The organism is Kitasatospora herbaricolor, assembly GCF_030813695.1.
In the GTDB taxonomy this organism is placed as follows: domain Bacteria; phylum Actinomycetota; class Actinomycetes; order Streptomycetales; family Streptomycetaceae; genus Kitasatospora; species Kitasatospora herbaricolor.
Genome location: NZ_JAUSVA010000002.1, coordinates 2,031,568 through 2,048,502, shown reverse-complemented (window position 1 = coordinate 2,048,502; position 16,935 = coordinate 2,031,568). Strand labels below are relative to the sequence as shown.

Sequence of the window (16,935 nt, the reverse complement as noted above, 5' to 3'; positions counted from 1 at the left end):
GCCCGAAGTCCTCGGCAGGATGTCCGTCATGGACCTCGTGGACAGCAGTGCAGACGGCCGGACGGCCGTGGTGGTGTTCGGCGCCTACGGCCACACCGGACGCTTCGTGGTGGCGGAACTCCTGGCGCGCGGGCTGACCCCCGTCCTCTCCGGCCGCGACGCCGGGCGCCTCGCGGCGCTGGCGCGGGCCCACGGCGGCCTCGACGTCCGGCCCGCGTCGGTGGACGACCCCCACTCGCTCGACAGCGCCCTGGCCGGGACGGCCGCCGTGATCAACGCCGCCGGCCCCTTCGCCACCACCGCGGCACCCGTGGTCGAGGCGGCGCTGCGCGCCCGGATCCCGTACGTGGACGTGGCCGCGGAGCTGGAGGCGGTCGCCGACACCTTCGCGCACCACGCGGACCGGGCGCGCGCCGCGGGGACACCGGTCGTCCCCGCGATGGCCTTCTACGGCGGCCTCGGCGACCTGCTGGCCACGGCGGCGATGGGCGACCGGCGCGCGGCGGACGAGGTGCACATCGCCTACGCGCTGAGCAGCTGGCACCCCACGACCGGGACCAGGGAGTCGGGCCGGGTCTCCCGGCAGCGGCGGGGCGAGCGCCGGCTCGTCTTCGCCGGCGGCCGGATGGAAGCCCGGACGGCACCGGCCCGCCCCGCCCGGTGGGCCTTCCCCGACCCGGTCGGCGAGCGGTCCGTGGTGGGGGAGTTCACGATGGCGGACAGTGTGACGATCCCGCGCCACCTGGGCGTGCGCGACATCCACACCTACATGTCGACCGAGGCGGTCGCGGACCTGTCGGCCCCCGACGCGTCGCCGCCGGCGCCGGTCGACGAGCGCGGTCGCTCGGCGCAGACCTTCCTGGTCGAGGTGGTGGTGCGCGCCGAGGGCGGGGAGCGCCGCGCGGTGGCCCGCGGCCAGGACATCTACGCCGTGAGCGCGCCGCTGGCGGTGGAGGCGGTCCAGCGCCTGCTCCGCGCGCCGGGGCGTCCGGGCGGGGTGCTGGCGGCCGGCGAGGTCTTCGACGCGGCGGACTTCCTGCGGGCGCTGGCGCCGCACATCCTGGTCGAGCTCCACCCCGAGGCCGGGCCGGCCGGCGGCCGTCACTGACCGGGCAGACCGTACGGGGAGCCCTACGGGAGCCTTGTGCGCGGGGCCCGGGCGGACGCGTGCCCGGGCGGACGGGTGCCCGGGCGGACACGCGGCGGCGGGGCCGACCGGAGCCGGCCCCGCCGTGGGGTGGAGCGTTGGTGCGGTGGAGCGTCGACGCACTGGGCTTCCCCGCGGTGGCCGGCCCGGGAAGCGGCCCGCCGTGCGGTGGATCAGCCGAACGGGCTGGTCTCCGGAGCGGCCGGCGCCGCCTCCTCGGCCTCGGTGGCCGGGGTGGCCATCGGGGCGAAGGGGTTGAAGTCCGGCGGCGGGATCCGCACCGGCGTGCCCTTGGGCGCGGCCCCGTCCGCCGGGGCGGCCGGAGCCGGCACGGCGGCCGGCGGCGTGGTCGGCATCGGCGGGGCGGCCACCGGCGCCGGGGCGGCCGACGGCAGCGTGGTGCCGAACGGGTCGCTCTGCTGAGGGGTCGTCACGGTGCCGAAGGGGTCGGCGGCCTGGGCCGCGGCCGGAGCGGCCTGGGCGGCGGCCGGGGCCGGCTCGGCCGGCAGCGGCGCGAAGGGGTTGAAGTCCGGCGGCGGGATCCGCACCGGCGTGCCCTTCAGCACCGGCTCCTCCTCGGCCTCGGCGGCCGGGGCGGCCATCGGCGCGAAGGGGTTGAAGTCCGGCGGCGGGATCCGCACCGGGGTGCCCTTCAGGACCGGCTCCGCCGAGGCGAGCTCGGTGGCGGCGCTCCCGGCGGCCGGCGCCGGAACGTCCGGCTGCGGGGCGAAGGGATTGAAGTCGGCGGGCGGGATCCGCACGGGGGTGCCGCGGAGCGGCTCGGGCTCGCCGGGCGGTGCCACCGCGACGGCCGCGGCCTCGACCGCCGCGCCGGCGGCCTCGACCACCGAGGGGGCCGGCGCCACAGGGGCGGCCTGGGCGGCGACCGGCGCGCCGGTGTGCCCGGCCACGCCGTCCCAGGCGAACTGGACGCTCTTCAGCAGCTCGGCGAAGACGCCGGTGTACAGCTCCCAGTCCTGGCGGTGGGCGGTGGCGAGCTGGACGCAGAGCACCGAGGCGCCGTCCGGTAGCGGCACGAACGCCTCCACCACGGAGGACACCGCCCAGTGCCGCAGGCCGTCCGCGGCGAGCCTGCCCGGCACCGGGACGCTGCGTCCCTCGACCAGCACCGTTGCCGGCCCGGCCGGCAGCAGGACCGTCCACACCTCGGCGTTCGGGCGGGCGGTGGCGAGTTCGGTGGCCAGCACCTGGATCGGGCCGGCGTGCCGGGAGGTCGAGACGACCAGCGAGGCGTCGGACGGACGCCCGTCCACGGTCAGCGCGGACAGGCCGGCGAAGCTCACGCCGGCCGCCGCGGTGAGGTCCGCGAGGGTGGCGCCGAGGACGGCGAAGTCCCGGCGCTGCGCCGGGCCGGTGCCGCTGAACAGCTCCTCCGCGACCTCCGCCAGGTGGACGGCCAGGTCGGCGCCGGGCTCCGGCGCGGTCAGCGGGTGGAAGACCGGCGGGACGACCAGCCGCGCCTCGGCGCCCGCACCGCCGGCCAGTTCGGCCGGCAGGCGGGTCTGCCGGCCGCTCGCCAGCTCGGCCAGCGCGGGGGTGAACTCCGGGCGCAGCGTCGGGTCCGCGGCCTCACCGGTCACCGGGAGTTCGAAGTGCGCGGCGGACAGGCCCTCGGGGCCCGGCGTGACCCCGCGGACCTGCTCGCCGCCGAAGCGGGCCAGCAGGGCGGCGGTGGCGCTCGCGGAGCGCGGCGCGGGGGCCGGTCCGGCCGTGCCCGCGGCGAGGACGGTGCCCAGCCGGTGGACCGTCCGGTGGGTGTGGCCGGCGCCGGCCGGACGGACCGTGAACAGGGCCTCGGCGTCGGCGTGGGCCCGGCCGCCGAGGGCGGTGAGCGAGGCCAGCGGGTAGCGTGCGGTCCGGTGGTCGAGCAACGCCTCGGCGAGGCTGCCGAGCGTCGCGGAGACCTGCTCGGCCGCCGCGAACGGGGCCACCTCCACGCCGGTGTAGCCGTCCTGGGTCATGGTGGCGAGCCCCCCGCTCTACTGCGTTCGTGATCGTCTGAGATGCGCTCAATTTCTATCAGACGCCGCCGTCCCAGCTGAAGCCGAAGCAGCCCGGGCGGCCGTGGGCGGGCGGCGCCGCGCTGCCGTCCGGCGGGTGGTCAGCCGGCCGGCGGAGCGGCCAGCCGGGCCACCGTGTCGGCCAGGCCCGGTACGGCGAACAGGCCGGCCAGTTCGCGTACCAGCCGGCCGGTCGGGCCGTCCGGGCGCTCCTCCGCGAAGTACCCGGCCAGTTCGAGGGCCAGGGCGGGCTCCCGGGCGGCGGTGAGGGTCAGCGAGGCGATGAACTCCTGCACCAGGCGCAGCTGCAGGTCCTCGCGCGGGACGGCGCGGTCGGCGAGCCACTCCAGCGAGGTGATCTCCGCGTTGGCGATCCAGGCCCGGACGGTCAGCCGCAGGCCGGCGCTGGGCTCGGCGACGGCCAGGTGCAGCAGGATCTGGTCGTGCGCGGCCCGCCGGACCTGGTCGATCACGGCGTTGGTCCCCGGGCTGGCGGCCACCGACCCGCCGCGCAGCAGCGCGGCGAAGCCCGGGCCGTGGCTGTCCACGTAGTCCAGGTAGCGGCCCATCACCCGGTACAGCCGCTCCGACAGCGGGCCGGCGGCCGGCTCCTCGAACCGGCCTGCCAGCTCCTGCCCGGCCCGGCGCAGCGACTCCTCGTACAGCGCCTGCTTGCCGGGGAAGTAGTGGTAGACCAGCGGCCGGGACGCGCCGGCCGCCGCCGCGATGTCGTCGATCGACACCTCCTCCGGCGGGCGGAGGCTGAACAACTGCAGGGCGACGGCGATCAGCTGCTCGCGGCGTTCGTCCACGCTGAGCCGGCGGCGCGGGCGGTCGGCCCCGCCCGGCGCGGCGCCGGTGGGAGCGGTACCCGCCGCGTCGGTGCCGGCCGGGGCGGCGGCGGTCGCGAGGGTGCCGGCCCGGCCGGGGCCGCCGTCGACCGGCGTGCTCGTGGACCTGGGCGCCACCGGCGGGGTACGGGAAGCCATGTCGTCACCCTAATTCGTCGGCGGCGGATCGGGGGCGCCAGGGGGCGGTTGCCGGCCGGTCCGCGGCACGGGGGGCGCTGCGGGCCGGTCAGGTCCCGGGGGCGAGGGGACCGGTGGGGAGGGAGCCGGTGGCGAGGGGGCCGGCGGCGGTAGGGCCTGGTGGCAGGGGGCCGGCGGTGAGGGGGCCGGGGCTGAGCCCTCGGCGGGCGAGGGCGGCCAGGACGAGGGGGAGGGCGTCGACGGTGTTCCGTCGTCCGGCGTCGTGCAGCAGGACGACGTCTCCGGGCCGGGCCGCCGCGACGGCCCCGGCGATGCCGGCCGGGTCGGCGCCGGCCCAGTCGCGGGTGTCCACCGTCCAGAGGACTTCGGTCAGGCCGGCAGCGGTGGCCGCCGCCCGGACCACCCGGTCGCTCTCGCCGTAGGGCGGTCGGAACAGGGTCGGCCTGGTGCCGGTCAGCCGGGACAGGGTGCGCTGGGTGCGTTCGATCTCGGCCTCGATCTCGGCCGGTCGCAGGCCCGTCAGGTGCGGGTGGCCGAAGCTGTGGTTGCCGATCCCGCAACCCGCGCGGTGGATCTCCCGGACCAGGCCGGGGTGGCGTTCGGCCTGGTCGCCCCGGAGGAAGAAGGTGGCCGGGAGGCCGCCGGCGGCCAGGATCGTCAGCAGGGCGGGCGTGGAGTCGGGGTGCGGCCCGTCGTCGAAGGTCAGGGCGACGGTGGCGGGTGGGGGCGAGGGGTTCATGCTGCCTGCCCGAGGGGATGGGGACGGACCGGGGTGGTGGCCGGCGGCGCGGTGCGGTCGGGCCCGGGCGGGCGGACCCGGTCCGTGACGGCGACGGACGGCGCAGCGGGATCGAAACTTTCGGGACGGTTTCTCGAAGGCGGGGTGAAGGCGCGGTCCTGCGCGCCGCCGGATTGAGGCCTCCCGCGTACGGGCGCCCCGGGCCCGTCCCCGGGAGCCCTATTGCGGCGGCGCCGCGGTACTGCTCCGGACCACCAGGCTGGTGGCGATGTCGACCCTGGTCGCGGCGGGTCGCCGGCCGCGGCCGAGATCGACGGCGAGCCGGGCGGCGGTCTCGGCCATCTCGACCAGGGGCTGGCGCACCGTGGTCAGCGGCGGCCCGACCCAGCGGGCGAGCGGCAGGTCGTCGAAGCCGACCACGCTGAGGTCCTCCGGGATCCGCAGCCCGAGTTCGCGGGCGGCCTCGTACAGGCCGAGCGCCTGCAGGTCGTTGCCGGCGAAGACGGCGGTGGGGCGGTCGGGGAGCGTCAGCAGCTCCCGGCCGGCGGCGTAGCCGGCCTCGTGGTGGAAGTCCCCCTCCCGGACCAGTCGCGGGTCGAGCGGGATCCGTGCCGTCTCCAGCGCGGTCCGGTAGCCGTCCAGGCGGGCCCGGCTGCACATCATGCCGGACGGCCCGCCGACCATGGCGATCCTGCGGTGTCCGAGTTCGAGCAGGTGGCGGGTGGCGGCCAGGCCGCCGTGCCAGTTGTTGGTGCCCACCGAGGGCACGCCGTCGGCCGGGTCGCCGGCCGGGTCCATCACCACGAACGGGATGCCGCGGCTGGTCAGTTGGTCCCGCTGGCCGGCGTCGAGGTCGGACAGGACGAGCACCACTCCGGCCGGGCGCCGGGCGAGGACCCCGTCCACCCAGGTCTGGCCGGGGGTCAGGCGCCCGGCCGATTCGGAGAGCACGATGCTCAGGTCCTCCGCGCGGGCGACGTTCTCCACACCGCGGATCACCTCCACCGCCCAGGCGCTGTCCAGCTCGTGGAAGACCAGGTCGAGCAGACGCGACGGCTGCGCGGTGCTGCGCCGGCGCTGGTAGCCGAGCTCCCGCAGCTGCTCCTCCACCCGGGCCCGGGTCTTCGGTGCGACATCGGTGCGCCCGTTGAGCACTTTCGAAACAGTCGGAGCCGAGACGCCGGCGGCGCGGGCGATCTCCGACAGCGTCGGTGTGCTGTCCGAACCCTCGACGAGGTCGATCACCTCGCCGCTTCCCAACTCGATCTCTCCAGCGCTCATGGCAGGAATGGTAGCCCCTGGGCCGGTCGCGGGGGCCGGGCCGGCGCTTCTCCGTCGATCCCGCGCGGTCGTGTCATGGCTCTTGACTCCGTCCGGGCGGCGCCGTAGCTTTCCCGAAACGTTCGAAAAATCGCTGAAACATTCGCGAGGCGGATTCGGGTCCACCGCCTCGAATCCCCGGTGTCAGCCGGGCTCCGGAGCCTCTGAACTCCGCCGCCCGGGTCCCCACGGTTCATCGGCTCCACGGCCTCTCGGCCCCGGTTTTCCGGGATCCGGAGGCTCGACGTCGGCTGCCCGGTCCAGCTCGGTCCGGGCGCCGGCGGCTCCGCACGTCGACGGAACATCGAAACTTTCGCACATGAGCGACTGTCACGGAGGAAGCAATGTCCATTCGCAGACGTACGTACGGCGCCCTGGTCATGGCGGCGTCCCTCGCCCTGGTCACGGCCTGCGGCAGCGGCGGCAGCACCGGGTCGGACGCCGCCGGCGGCGCGACGACCTGGTGGCACAACGGCACCCAGGACCCGCTGAAGTCGGTCTGGGAGCGTGCCGCCGCGGCCTACGAGAAGGCCCACCCGGGTGCGAAGCTCGACGTGGTCCCGATCCAGAACGAGCAGTTCCCCACCAAGGTCCCGCTCGCCCTGCAGTCGGACAACCCGCCGGGCGTCTACTTCAACCAGGGCGGCGGCCTGCTGGCGACCCAGGCCGCGTCCGGCCGGGTCGCGGACATCACCGACCGCACCAAGAGCTGGATCAAGGACCTCGGAGCGGCGGCCCAGGGCTGGGCCTCGGACGGCAAGCAGTACGGCGTCCCCTACGCCTCGCACGTGGTCGGCTTCTGGTACCGCAAGGACCTGTTCGCCAAGGCCGGCATCACCAAGGCACCGGCCACCATGGACGAACTGAAGTCCGCCGTCACCGCGCTGAAGGCCGCCGGCACCGTCCCGATCGCCCTCGGCGGCAAGGACCGCTGGCCCGACGCCTTCTACTACAACTACTTCGCCGTCCGCGAGTGCAGTGTCGAGACGCTCAAGTCCTCGGTGGCGAAGGCGAAGTTCACCGATCAGTGCTTCACCAGGGCGGGCCAGGACGTGATCGACCTGATCGCCCTCAAGCCCTTCCAGCCCGGTTTCAACGGGACACCCGCCCAGCAGGGCACCGGCAGCTCGGCCGGCATGGTCGCCGCCGGCCAGGCGGCGATGGAACTGCAGGGTGACTGGAACCCGGGCGTGATGCAGGGCCTGACCTCCGACCCCTCCTACAAGGCCGAGCTCGGCTGGTTCCCCTTCCCCTCGATCGCCGGAGCGGCGGGCGACCCGTCGGTCGCGCTCGGCGGCGGTGACGGCTTCTCCTGCACCACCAAGCAGGCCGACGCCTGCGTGGACCTGCTCAAGTACCTGACCAGCGCCGAGGTGCAGACCGACCTGATCAGCTCCGGGGCGGCCACCATCCCGGTCAACCCGGCGGCGGAGGCCGCGATCAAGGACCCGGTGGTCAAGGAGGTCTTCAGCTACAACTCCAAGGCGAGCTACGTCCAGGTGTACTTCGACGTCGCGCTGCCCACGGCGGCCGGCCAGGCTCTGAACGACGCCGTGGCGAACCTCTTCGCCGGCCAGGGGGACGCCGGATCGGTCGCCCGGGCCGTGAACTCGGCAGGCTGACCATGACCACCCTCGACCACGCGGACGCCGCCCGCACCGGCGCCCGCCCGGGACCGCCCGGCGCAGTCGCGGCGGCGCCGAAGGGCAGGAAGGGCACCGGACGCCGGCTGAGCGTCCGCAGCCGCTGGGAGCTGGCCCTGCTGCTCACCCCGGCGCTGGTGCTGTTCGTCCTGTTCGTGCTGGTGTCCATCGCGGCGGCCGTCTACTACAGCTTCTTCGACTGGAACGGCTTCGGGCCGCCGACCAAGCTGGTGGGCTTCGCCAACTACACCAAGGCCCTGGCCGACCCGATGTTCCAGGGCGCCGTCCGGCACAACCTGCAGTTCGCCGCCCTGTCGGTCGTGGTCCAGCTGCCGCTGACGCTGGGGCTCGCCCTGCTGCTCAACGGCCGCCTCCGCGGCCGGGCGGTCCTGCGGCTGATCGCCTTCACCCCGTACGTGCTCTCCGAGGCGATCACGGCCGTCGCCTGGCTGGTGATGCTCCAGCCGGGCGGCGCGGTGGACCAGGGCCTGCGCGGCGTCGGCCTGGACGGCCTGGTGCACGAGTGGCTCGCCGACCAGCACCTGGTGCTCTACACCCTGTTCGTCGTCGCCACCTGGAAGTACATCGGCTTCGGCGTGATCCTCTTGCTGGCCGGCCTGCAAGGGGTACCGGCCGAGCTGCGCGAGGCGGCCGCCCTGGACGGCGCCACGCAGTGGCAGACGACGCGCAAGGTCGTCCTGCCGCTGCTGGGCCCGACCATCCGGATCTGGATCTTCCTGTCGGTGATCGGATCCCTGCAACTGTTCGAACTGGTCTGGATCATGACGCTCGGAGGCCCGGCCGGCTCGTCCGCCACGATGGCCACCTACGTCATCGACCGCGGCTTCCGCCGGTACCAGTTCGGGTACGGCAGCGCGGTCGCGGTGCTCCTGTTCGCGGTCTGCTTCGTCTTCGCCCTGCTCTACCAGCGCTTCGCGTTGCGACGCGACACCGCCGGAGCCCTGTCCGGAAGGGTCGACTGATCCCCATGGCCCTCACCGCCCCACGCCGGGCGTCCGCGCCCGGCCGCCACCTCGGCACCCCGCTCTCCACCGCCGCCCGCTACCTGGCCGCGCTGGCCGTGGTCGGCGTCACCGCCGTGCCGCTGCTCTTCGTCGTCCTGGGAGGCTTCCGCACCAACGCCCAGATCAACGCCCACCCGACGGGCTGGCCGCACCCCTGGGTGTTCTCCAACTACACCAGGATCCTCGGCTCGTCGTCCTTCTGGCGGTTCCTGTTCAACAGCACGATCATCGCGGTGACCGCGACCGCCCTGACCGTGGTGCTGGGAGCGATGGCGGCCTACGCGCTGTCGCGGTACGTCTTCCGCGGCCGGGAAGGCCTGTACACGCTGTTCGCCGTCGGGCTGCTCTTCCCGCTGGGCGTCGCCTCCCTGCCGGTCTACCTGCTGCTGCGCCAGCTCCACCTGCTGGAGACCTGGTACGGGGTGGCCCTGCCGCAGGCGGCCTTCGGGCTGCCGGTGACGATCGTCGTGCTGCGCCCGTTCATGGCGGCGATCCCGGGCGAGATCGAGGACGCCGCCGCGGTGGACGGCTGCACCCGGCTGGGCTTCTTCTGGCGGATCCTGCTGCCGCTGGCCCGCCCGGCGCTGGTCACCGTCGCGGTCCTGGCGTTCCTCGGCAGCTGGAACGGCTACCAGCTTCCGCTGCTGGTCTTCAACGACCAGTCCCACTTCACGCTGCCGCTCGGCGTGGCTACCTTCCAGTCCCAGTACTCGCAGGACACCGCGAGCATCCTGGCCTTCACGGCCCTCTCGATGCTGCCGGCCCTGGCGTTCTTCGTCTTCGCCGAGCGCCGGATCGTCGGCGGGATGACCGGGGCGGTCAAGGGCTGAACCGGCCGCCGCCCGCCGTCCTTTCCCCGTGCCGCGCCCCGTGACGCGCCGTCCACCGTGCCGCGCCCCGTGACGCGCCGTCCACCACCCCGTCGTCGACCTCGACAACGTCCCCCGAGAGGAACCCCATTCGATGGCGATCCATCCGAGCCCTCCCGTGCCCGTACCCGCGGCCGCGGGTGCCTGGCGCGATCCCTCGCTCGCCCCGCAGGCCCGGGTCGACGACCTGATCGGCCGGATGACCCTGGAGGAGAAGACGGCCCAGCTGTACGGCGTCTGGGTGGGGGCCGACTCCGCGGGGGACGGCGTCGCCCCGCACCAGAACGCGATGTGCGACCCCGTCGACCTCCCGGCCCTGATCCCCCGCGGCCTCGGGCAGCTGACCCGGCCCTTCGGCACCGCGCCGGTGGACCCGGCGGTGGGCGCCCTCGCCCTGTCCCGCGCCCAGCAGCAGGTCGTCGCCGCGGGGCGGTTCGGCATCCCCGCCCTCGCGCACGAGGAGTGCCTGGCGGGCTTCACCACCTGGGGTGCCACCGCCTACCCCGTCCCGCTCGCCTGGGGCGCCACCTTCGATCCGGGCCTGGTCGCCGAGATGGCCTACCGGATCGGCCGGGACATGCGCGGCGTCGGCGTGCACCAAGGGCTCGCCCCGGTGCTCGACGTGGTCCGCGACCTGCGCTGGGGCCGGGTGGAGGAGACCATCGGCGAGGACCCGTACCTGGTGGGCACCATCGGGACGGCCTACGTCCGCGGCCTCCGGTCGGCCGGGATCGTCGCCACCCTGAAGCACTTCGCCGGCTACTCGGCCTCGGCGGGCGCGCGCAACCTGGCGCCGGTCCGGGCCGGCGCGCGGGAGATGGCCGACGTCGTGCTGCCGCCCTTCGAGATGGCCGTCCACGAGGGCGGCGCCGACTCGGTGATGCACTCCTACTCCGAGGTCGACGGCGTCCCCGCCGCCGCCGACCCGGAACTGCTGACCGGACTGCTCCGCGACACCTGGGGCTTCGACGGCACGGTGGTCGCGGACTACTTCGGGATCGGGTTCCTGGAGACCCTGCACCGGGTCGCCGCGGACCGCCCCGACTCCGCCCGCCTCGCCCTGACCGCCGGCGTCGACGTCGAACTCCCCACCGTCCGCGCCTACGGCGAGGCGCTGATCGGGGCGGTCCGGGGCGGGGCCGTCGCCGAGGGGCTCGTCGACCGGGCGCTGCGCCGCGTGCTGCTGCAGAAGTGCCGGCTCGGGCTGCTCGACCACGACTGGTCCCCGCTGCCGCCCGCGCTCCGGGCCGCGGACGGGCCCACCGACCCGGAGGCGGTCCGCGGCAGCGTCGACCTCGACCCGCCGCACAACCGGGCGCTGGCCCGGCGGCTGGCCGAGCAGTCGGTCGTACTGCTCGCCAACCGGGACGGAGCGCTGCCGCTGGCCGGAGCCGGCCGGATCGCCGTGGTGGGACCGCGGGCCGACGACCCCTTCGCGATGCTGGGCTGCTACTCCTTCCCCGGCCATGTCGGGGTCTCGCACCCTGAGGTGCCGCTGGGCATCGCGATCCCGACCGTGCTGGAGGCGGTCCGGGCCGAGTTCCCCGCCGCCGAGGTGACGTTCGCGCCGGGCTGCGACGTCGACGGGGCCGACACCTCGGACCTCCCGGCCGCCGTGGCCGCCGCCCGCGCCGCGGACGTCTGCGTGGCCGTGCTCGGCGACCGGGCCGGACTGTTCGGTCGGGGCACCTCCGGCGAGGGCTGCGACGCGGCCGACCTCTCGCTGCCCGGCGTCCAGGCGCAGCTGCTGGACGCGCTGCTGGCCACCGGCACCCCCGTCGTGCTGGTGCTGCTGACCGGCCGGCCGTACGCGCTGGGCCGCTGGGCCGGCCGTACGGCGGCCGTGGTGCAGGCGTTCTTCCCGGGGGAGGAGGGCGGTCCGGCCGTGGCCGGGGTCCTCTCCGGCCGGGTGAACCCGTCCGGCCGGCTGCCGGTCGGTGTCCCGCACGGACCGGGCGGTCAGCCGTGGACGTACCTGCAGCCGCCGCTCGGCCTGGCCAACGAGGTCAGCAACCTCGACCCGACGCCGCTCTTCCCCTTCGGGCACGGGCTCTCGTACAGCTCGTTCGACTGGGAGCCGGGCCCGGCGGGCACCGGGGACCTGCCCACCGACGGCAGCACGGACGTCGAGGTCACCGTCCGCAACACCGGTGACCGTGACGGCGCCGAGGTGGTGCAGCTCTACCTGCACGATCCGGTCGCCCAGACGACCCGCCCGGACATGCGTCTGGTCGGGTACGCGAAGGTGCCGCTGTCCGCCGGCGAGGCCCGGCGGGTGCGCTTCCGCTTCCACGCCGACCTGGCCTCCTTCACCGGGCGGGCGGGCCGGCGGATCGTGGAGCCGGGCGCGCTGGAGCTGCGGCTGGCGGCCTCCAGCACCGATGTCCGCCACACCGTCCGGCTGGACCTGACCGGACCGGAGCGGACCGTCGACCACCGGCGGCGGCTGATCTGCGACGTCTCGCTCGACTGAGACCCGGGTCGCCGGGCCCGGCGGGGCGGCTCCCGCCGGGCCCCCGCCCGTCGTGCCGGATCGGAGGAAGTGACGAAACCCTGACGTCCCGCCCCGGGGCCTGGCCCCGGCGTCGCCGACCTGGTCGAATTGAGAGGTGAACGACAGTCCCGCCGGTGACGGCACGCCGCCCAGGCCAGGTCCGCCCAGGCAGGGCCCGCCCGGGCCGGGCCCGTCCGCGGCACCCGGCTCCCCGGCCGGGCCCGCCGGGCCGGCCGGCCGCGGCGCGCCCGTCGGGCGCCGCGTGATCCTCGGCATGCTGGGCCTGGGCGTCGCCGGTGTCGCGGCCGGGCCCTACCTGCAGCGGGCGGCCGACACGGTGGTGTCGAAGGTCAGCGAGAAGGACCCGACCGGCCTGACCGGCCTGCTGCCGGGCGGCGGGTTCCGCTACTACTCGGTGGTCGCCTCCGTCCCCACCCGCACGGCCGAGGACTACACCCTCACCGTTGACGGCCTGGTCGACCGGCCGGGCACCCTGCGCCTCGCCGACCTGCAGGCGATGCCGCAGACCAGGATCGTGCACGACGTCCAGTGCGTCACCGGCTGGCGGGTGCCCGGCACCCCGTTCGAGGGGGTGCGGCTGTCGCACCTGCTGGACGCCGCCGGGGTCCGCCCCGGGGCCACCGCGGTGCGCTTCACCTGCTTCGACGGCAGCTACACCGAGAGCCTCACCCTCGACCAGGCGCGCCGCGACGACGTCCTGGTCGCGCTGCGGATGCAGGACGGCCCGGTGACCCACGAGCACGGCGGCCCGGTGCGGCTCTACGTGGCACCCATGTACTTCTACAAGTCCGCGAAGTGGCTCTCGGGCATCACCCTCACCTCCACCGTCCAACCCGGCTACTGGGAGCACTACGGCTATGACGTCGACGCCTGGGTCGGACGCTCCAACGGACGCGACGACGCCCCCACCGGCTGACCGGTTCGCCCGCTTCGCGCGCGCCGAGCGCTGGGTGCACCGGGGCACCTCGGCGCTGATGCTCACCTGCCTGGTGACGGCGGCCTGCCTGTACGTCCCGGATCTCGCCCAGCTGGTCGGCCGGCGGCGGCTGGTGGTCGTCGTGCACGAGTGGGCGGGACTGCTGCTGCCCGTCCCGCTGCTGCTCGGCCTGGGCTCGCGGGCGCTGCGCGCCGACCTCTCCCGGCTGGGGCGCTTCGCCCCGCAGGACGGCGAGTGGCTGCGGGCGGTGCGCCGCCGCTCCCCGCGCCGCCCGGCCGGGAAGTTCAACGCCGGGCAGAAGCTGTACGCGGCCTGGATCGCGGGGGCGGCCCTGGTGATGCTCGGCACCGGGCTGCTGATGTGGTTCACCCACCTCGCGCCGCTGGTCTGGCGGACCGGCGCCACCTTCGTCCACGACTGGCTGGCGCTGGCGGTCGGCCTGGTGGTGCTGGGGCACATCTGGATGGCCGTCCGCGACCCGGAGGCCCGGCGCGGCATGCGCACCGGGACGGTCGACCGGCTCTGGGCGGTGCGCGAGCACCCGGACTGGGACGGCGACGGGCCCGCCGGCCGGGGGCGCTGACCCGGACGCGGCCGGCCGGACCCCCTCCCCGTCCCGACCCACGCACGGGGGCCGGGGCCCAGGGATCCGTGCGGTCAGGAGGCGGCGAACTCCAGGTAGCGCCGGTAGGCCTCCCGGCCGTCCGGCACGAAGTCCCACTCGGTGAGCCGCGCCGCCAGCTCCGCCTCGGTCAGCCAGTCGTGCCAGGCGACCTCCTCCACCTGCGGCGCGACCGGGCCGTCCCAGACGGCCTCGTACACGTCGCACCACCAGGAGAGCCGGCCCTGCTCGAAGAGGTACTTGAAGAGCGGGCGCGGCCGGACGCCGCTCACCCCGAGCTCCTCCTCGGCCTCGCGCACCGCCGCGACCTCGTAGGTCTCCCCGGCGCCGACCACGCCGCCGACGAACATGTCGTACGCCCCGGGCGCGAACATCTTGGTGTCCGTGCGCCGGTGCACGAAGATCCGCCCCTGCGGGTTCCGGACCAGGATGAAGACGCAGCGGTGGGTCAGCCCCAGCCGGTAGACCTCGCGGCGCGGCGCCGTGCCGGTCACCCGGTCCTGCGCGTCGACGACGTCCAGCAGTTCTTCGGCGGGATCGGCGGGAACCGGGGACGCCCCGGCGGGGGCGGCGTCCGGCAGGCCGGCGGCGGGCGTGGTGTGGTCGGTCATGGCGATCACGGTACCGACGCCCCGGCCCCGGTGCGGGCAGGTCGCCGGGACGCGGTCCGGATAGGGTTTCGACCAGGGCGGCAGCCGGATCGTCGGATGATCGTTCGGTACGGCTACGGGCCGGGACCCGCGACGGCGGCCCGGACCGGCCGCCGCACCAATGGGACACGTCGGAGAAGGTGGCGCGGTGGAGATCTGGGGCGAGACGGCCGAGGGCTTCGAGCCGGTGCGCGAGGCGTTCACCCGGAACTTCCGCGAGTACGGCGAACTCGGCGCGGCCTTCGCGCTGTACGTGCGCGGCCGCAAGGTGGTCGACCTCTGGGGCGGCGACTCCCGCCCCGAGGTCGGCGGACGGCCCGCGCCGGCCGTGCCCTGGACGGCCGACACCGCCCAGGTGCTCCGCTCCGTCACCAAGGGCCTGACCGCGGCCGCCGCCCTGCACCTGGCCGAACGCGGGCTGCTCGACCTGGACGCGCCGGTCGCCTCCTACTGGCCCGAGTTCGCCGCCGAGGGCAAGGGCCGGCTGCCGGTGCACTGGCTGCTCTCCCACCAGGCCGGACTGCCCGCCCTGGACGTGCCGCTGCGCCTGGAGGACGTCCTCACCTGGGAGCCGGCGGCCGCCGCCGTCGCCGCCCAGGCCCCCGCCTGGGAGCCCGGCACGGCGCACGGGTACCACCCCTACACCTTCGGCTGGCTGGTCGGCGAGGTGATCCGGCGGGTCAGCGGGCGCACCGTGGGCCAGTACTTCGCCGAGGAGATCGCCCGCCCGCTGGGGCTGGACCTGTGGATCGGCCTGCCGTCCGGTGCCGCGCCCCGGGTCGGCAGGCTGGTCGACCTGCCCGCCCCGGAGGCCGCCCAGGCCGGGCCCTCCGGGCTGCGGGTGCGGCCCAAGCAGGCGGTGGTGGACGCCTACCGCGACCCCGCCTCGCTGACCGCCCGGGCCTTCGCCTCGGTCCGCTCGGTGGTGAACCTCAACGACCCCGCCGTGCAGGCGGCCGAGATCCCCGGCGCCGGCGGCATCGGCACCGCCCGCTCGCTGGCCCGCTTCTACGCCGCCCTGATCGGCGCCGCCGACCGGGACGGCTGGGCCTCCGGCGGGCCCTCCGCCGCGTCCGGCTGGGAGATGCCGCCGCGCCCGCTGCTCGGGCCCGCGCTGCTGGCCCGGGCGATCGGGCCGGCCGTCAGCGGCCCGGACAAGGTCCTGATCGTCAACTCGACCTTCGGCCTCGGCTTCTTCCGGCACGGACCCACCTCGCTGATGGGGTCGCCCGCGAGCTTCGGGCACCCGGGCCGGGGCGGCTCGCTCGGCTTCGCCGACCCGGAGCTGGGGATCGGCTTCGGGTACGTGACCAACGGGATGCAGCCGGGCGTGACGGGCGACATCCGCTCCCGCACCCTGATCAAGGCCGTCCGGGACTGCCTGGCGGCGACCGGCGGGGCCTGACGGCAGGGCCGGCCCCCGTACGCGCGGAGCCGGCCCGGGCCACGGCGGCCCGGGCCGGCCGCCGGGAGGAGCGGGGCAGGTCAGGCCTGGCCGGTCTCGAAGCGGGTGATCTTCCCGCCGTCGACCGTGAACCGCCAGGCGGTGCGCATCTCGCCCCAGGTGTCGTTGCGGTAGTCGGCGATCAGCGCCCGTCCCGCGGAGGACTCCGACCGGACGTCCATGTGCCCGCGCGAGGAGAAGATCTCCCGCTCGGTCCAGTCGTCGAGGTCGCGGTCGCTCCCGTCGTCGGACATCGTCGCGCCCGGCGCGAGGGTGTCGTGGAACGCCGCCCGGTCACCCGCGTTGATCGCGGCTACCAGGGCGCGGACCGCCGGGTCCGACAGTTTGTCAACGGCGATGGCCATCGGTTCTCTCCTTGGGGTCGGTGTCGCGCCCGGCCGGGGCCGGCGTCGCGCACGGTGGGCGGGCGGCCGCGCCCGGAAAGCGCCGGACACGGCCCCTCCTCCACGGTGAGGGCAGCCACCGCCGCAGCCGCGATCCGCGCGCGGCGCGTCGGCGAATCGGTCCGTTCGTGTGTTTCCATCCGCCTATGGGTGAATCGCGCGCCGAAGGGAGCCCGGCATGGGGCCGGCCGAACTGCTCGTCCTGACGTTCCCGCAGGAGACCATCACCATCGAGGCCGCGGCGGCCCTGGCCAAACTGAGCACCGGCGGCGACATCAGGGTGATCGACTCCCTGGTGGTCACCCGCCGCCCCGACGGCGAGACCACGTACGGCGAGCTCGCCGACTTCGAGCACCTCGACGGGGTGGTCCCCGGCGGCGGCGCCGAACTCCCGCTGATCGGACCGGAGGACGCCCAGGAGGCGGCCGAACTGCTGGAGCCGGGATCGGTGGCGCTGATCGTCCTGATCGAGCACGTCTGGGCGCAGGCCGCCGCCGACGCCCTGCGGGCGGTCGGCGGGCGGATCGCCTCCGGGGTGCGGATCCCGCCGGAGAACATCGAAGAGGCCGTCCGTGCCGCCGAGGCGCGCCGTGCGGCCGGGAAGTGAGGA

Annotated in this window: 15 protein-coding genes; 9 read left to right on the top strand and 6 right to left on the bottom strand. The window is 75.5% G+C overall.

All coding sequences use genetic code 11. The features are described 5' to 3' along the window. Positions 1-28: 28 nt before the first annotated feature. Positions 29-1,108: a saccharopine dehydrogenase family protein gene (locus tag J2S46_RS09255; protein ID WP_191292262.1), complete on the top strand. Its 1,080-nt coding sequence runs from the start codon at positions 29-31 to the stop codon at positions 1,106-1,108. A 212-nt stretch (positions 1,109-1,320) separates the two neighbouring features. On the opposite strand, the gene J2S46_RS09250 is transcribed toward J2S46_RS09255, so the two are convergent. From J2S46_RS09250 to J2S46_RS09235, 4 genes are all read right to left on the bottom strand, one after another. Then, a complete protein-coding gene (locus tag J2S46_RS09250) occupies positions 1,321-3,129 on the bottom strand; it encodes a hypothetical protein (protein WP_191292263.1) in 1,809 nt (602 codons plus the stop codon). A gap of 140 nt (positions 3,130-3,269) precedes the next feature. After that, positions 3,270-4,157, bottom strand: a complete 888-nt coding sequence (locus J2S46_RS09245) for a TetR/AcrR family transcriptional regulator (protein WP_229913070.1) — start codon at positions 4,155-4,157, stop codon at positions 3,270-3,272. A gap of 88 nt (positions 4,158-4,245) precedes the next feature. Continuing rightward, positions 4,246-4,896: a polysaccharide deacetylase family protein gene (locus tag J2S46_RS09240; protein WP_191292264.1), complete on the bottom strand. Its 651-nt coding sequence runs from the start codon at positions 4,894-4,896 to the stop codon at positions 4,246-4,248. 219 nt (positions 4,897-5,115) lie between these two features. After that, positions 5,116-6,177: a LacI family DNA-binding transcriptional regulator gene (locus J2S46_RS09235; protein WP_191292265.1), complete on the bottom strand. Its 1,062-nt coding sequence runs from the start codon at positions 6,175-6,177 to the stop codon at positions 5,116-5,118. Positions 6,178-6,560: 383 nt separating this feature from the next. Here J2S46_RS09235 and J2S46_RS09230 point away from each other — a divergent pair, with 383 nt between their 5' ends. The 6 genes from J2S46_RS09230 to J2S46_RS09205 all read left to right on the top strand — a co-directional run bounded on the left by J2S46_RS09230 (position 6,561) and on the right by J2S46_RS09205 (position 13,788). Beyond that, the gene (locus J2S46_RS09230; protein WP_191292266.1) at positions 6,561-7,838 is read left to right on the top strand and encodes an ABC transporter substrate-binding protein; all 1,278 of its coding nucleotides are present in this window, start codon (positions 6,561-6,563) and stop codon (positions 7,836-7,838) included. 2 nt (positions 7,839-7,840) lie between these two features. Continuing rightward, on the top strand, positions 7,841-8,842 hold the full coding sequence (locus J2S46_RS09225; protein ID WP_191292267.1) for a carbohydrate ABC transporter permease: 1,002 nt from the start codon (positions 7,841-7,843) through the stop codon (positions 8,840-8,842). A gap of 5 nt (positions 8,843-8,847) precedes the next feature. Beyond that, positions 8,848-9,714, top strand: a complete 867-nt coding sequence (locus tag J2S46_RS09220; RefSeq protein ID WP_191292268.1) for a carbohydrate ABC transporter permease — start codon at positions 8,848-8,850, stop codon at positions 9,712-9,714. A 133-nt stretch (positions 9,715-9,847) separates the two neighbouring features. Next, positions 9,848-12,226, top strand: coding sequence for a beta-xylosidase/alpha-l-arabinosidase (locus tag J2S46_RS09215; protein ID WP_191292269.1), 2,379 nt, complete (start codon positions 9,848-9,850; stop codon positions 12,224-12,226). A 136-nt stretch (positions 12,227-12,362) separates the two neighbouring features. Next, complete coding sequence (locus J2S46_RS09210; RefSeq protein WP_229913071.1) at positions 12,363-13,184, top strand: molybdopterin-dependent oxidoreductase; 822 nt, start codon at positions 12,363-12,365, stop codon at positions 13,182-13,184. Then, positions 13,126-13,788: a cytochrome b/b6 domain-containing protein gene (locus J2S46_RS09205; protein ID WP_191292270.1), complete on the top strand. Its 663-nt coding sequence runs from the start codon at positions 13,126-13,128 to the stop codon at positions 13,786-13,788. The genes J2S46_RS09210 and J2S46_RS09205 overlap by 59 nt, the downstream gene beginning before the upstream one ends. A gap of 74 nt (positions 13,789-13,862) precedes the next feature. Here J2S46_RS09205 and J2S46_RS09200 read toward each other — a convergent pair whose 3' ends face one another. Continuing rightward, positions 13,863-14,438: an NUDIX hydrolase gene (locus J2S46_RS09200; RefSeq protein WP_191292271.1), complete on the bottom strand. Its 576-nt coding sequence runs from the start codon at positions 14,436-14,438 to the stop codon at positions 13,863-13,865. Positions 14,439-14,598: 160 nt separating this feature from the next. Here J2S46_RS09200 and J2S46_RS09195 point away from each other — a divergent pair, with 160 nt between their 5' ends. Continuing rightward, positions 14,599-15,882 (top strand): serine hydrolase domain-containing protein, encoded by a 1,284-nt coding sequence (locus J2S46_RS09195; protein ID WP_191292272.1) that lies wholly within the window; start codon positions 14,599-14,601, stop codon positions 15,880-15,882. Positions 15,883-15,962: 80 nt separating this feature from the next. Here J2S46_RS09195 and J2S46_RS09190 read toward each other — a convergent pair whose 3' ends face one another. Continuing rightward, positions 15,963-16,286, bottom strand: a complete 324-nt coding sequence (locus J2S46_RS09190; RefSeq protein ID WP_191292273.1) for a nuclear transport factor 2 family protein — start codon at positions 16,284-16,286, stop codon at positions 15,963-15,965. Positions 16,287-16,503: 217 nt separating this feature from the next. Between J2S46_RS09190 and J2S46_RS09185 the strand changes: the two genes are divergently transcribed. Further along, a complete protein-coding gene (locus J2S46_RS09185; RefSeq protein ID WP_073925421.1) occupies positions 16,504-16,932 on the top strand; it encodes a DUF6325 family protein in 429 nt (142 codons plus the stop codon). Positions 16,933-16,935 lie beyond the last annotated feature (3 nt).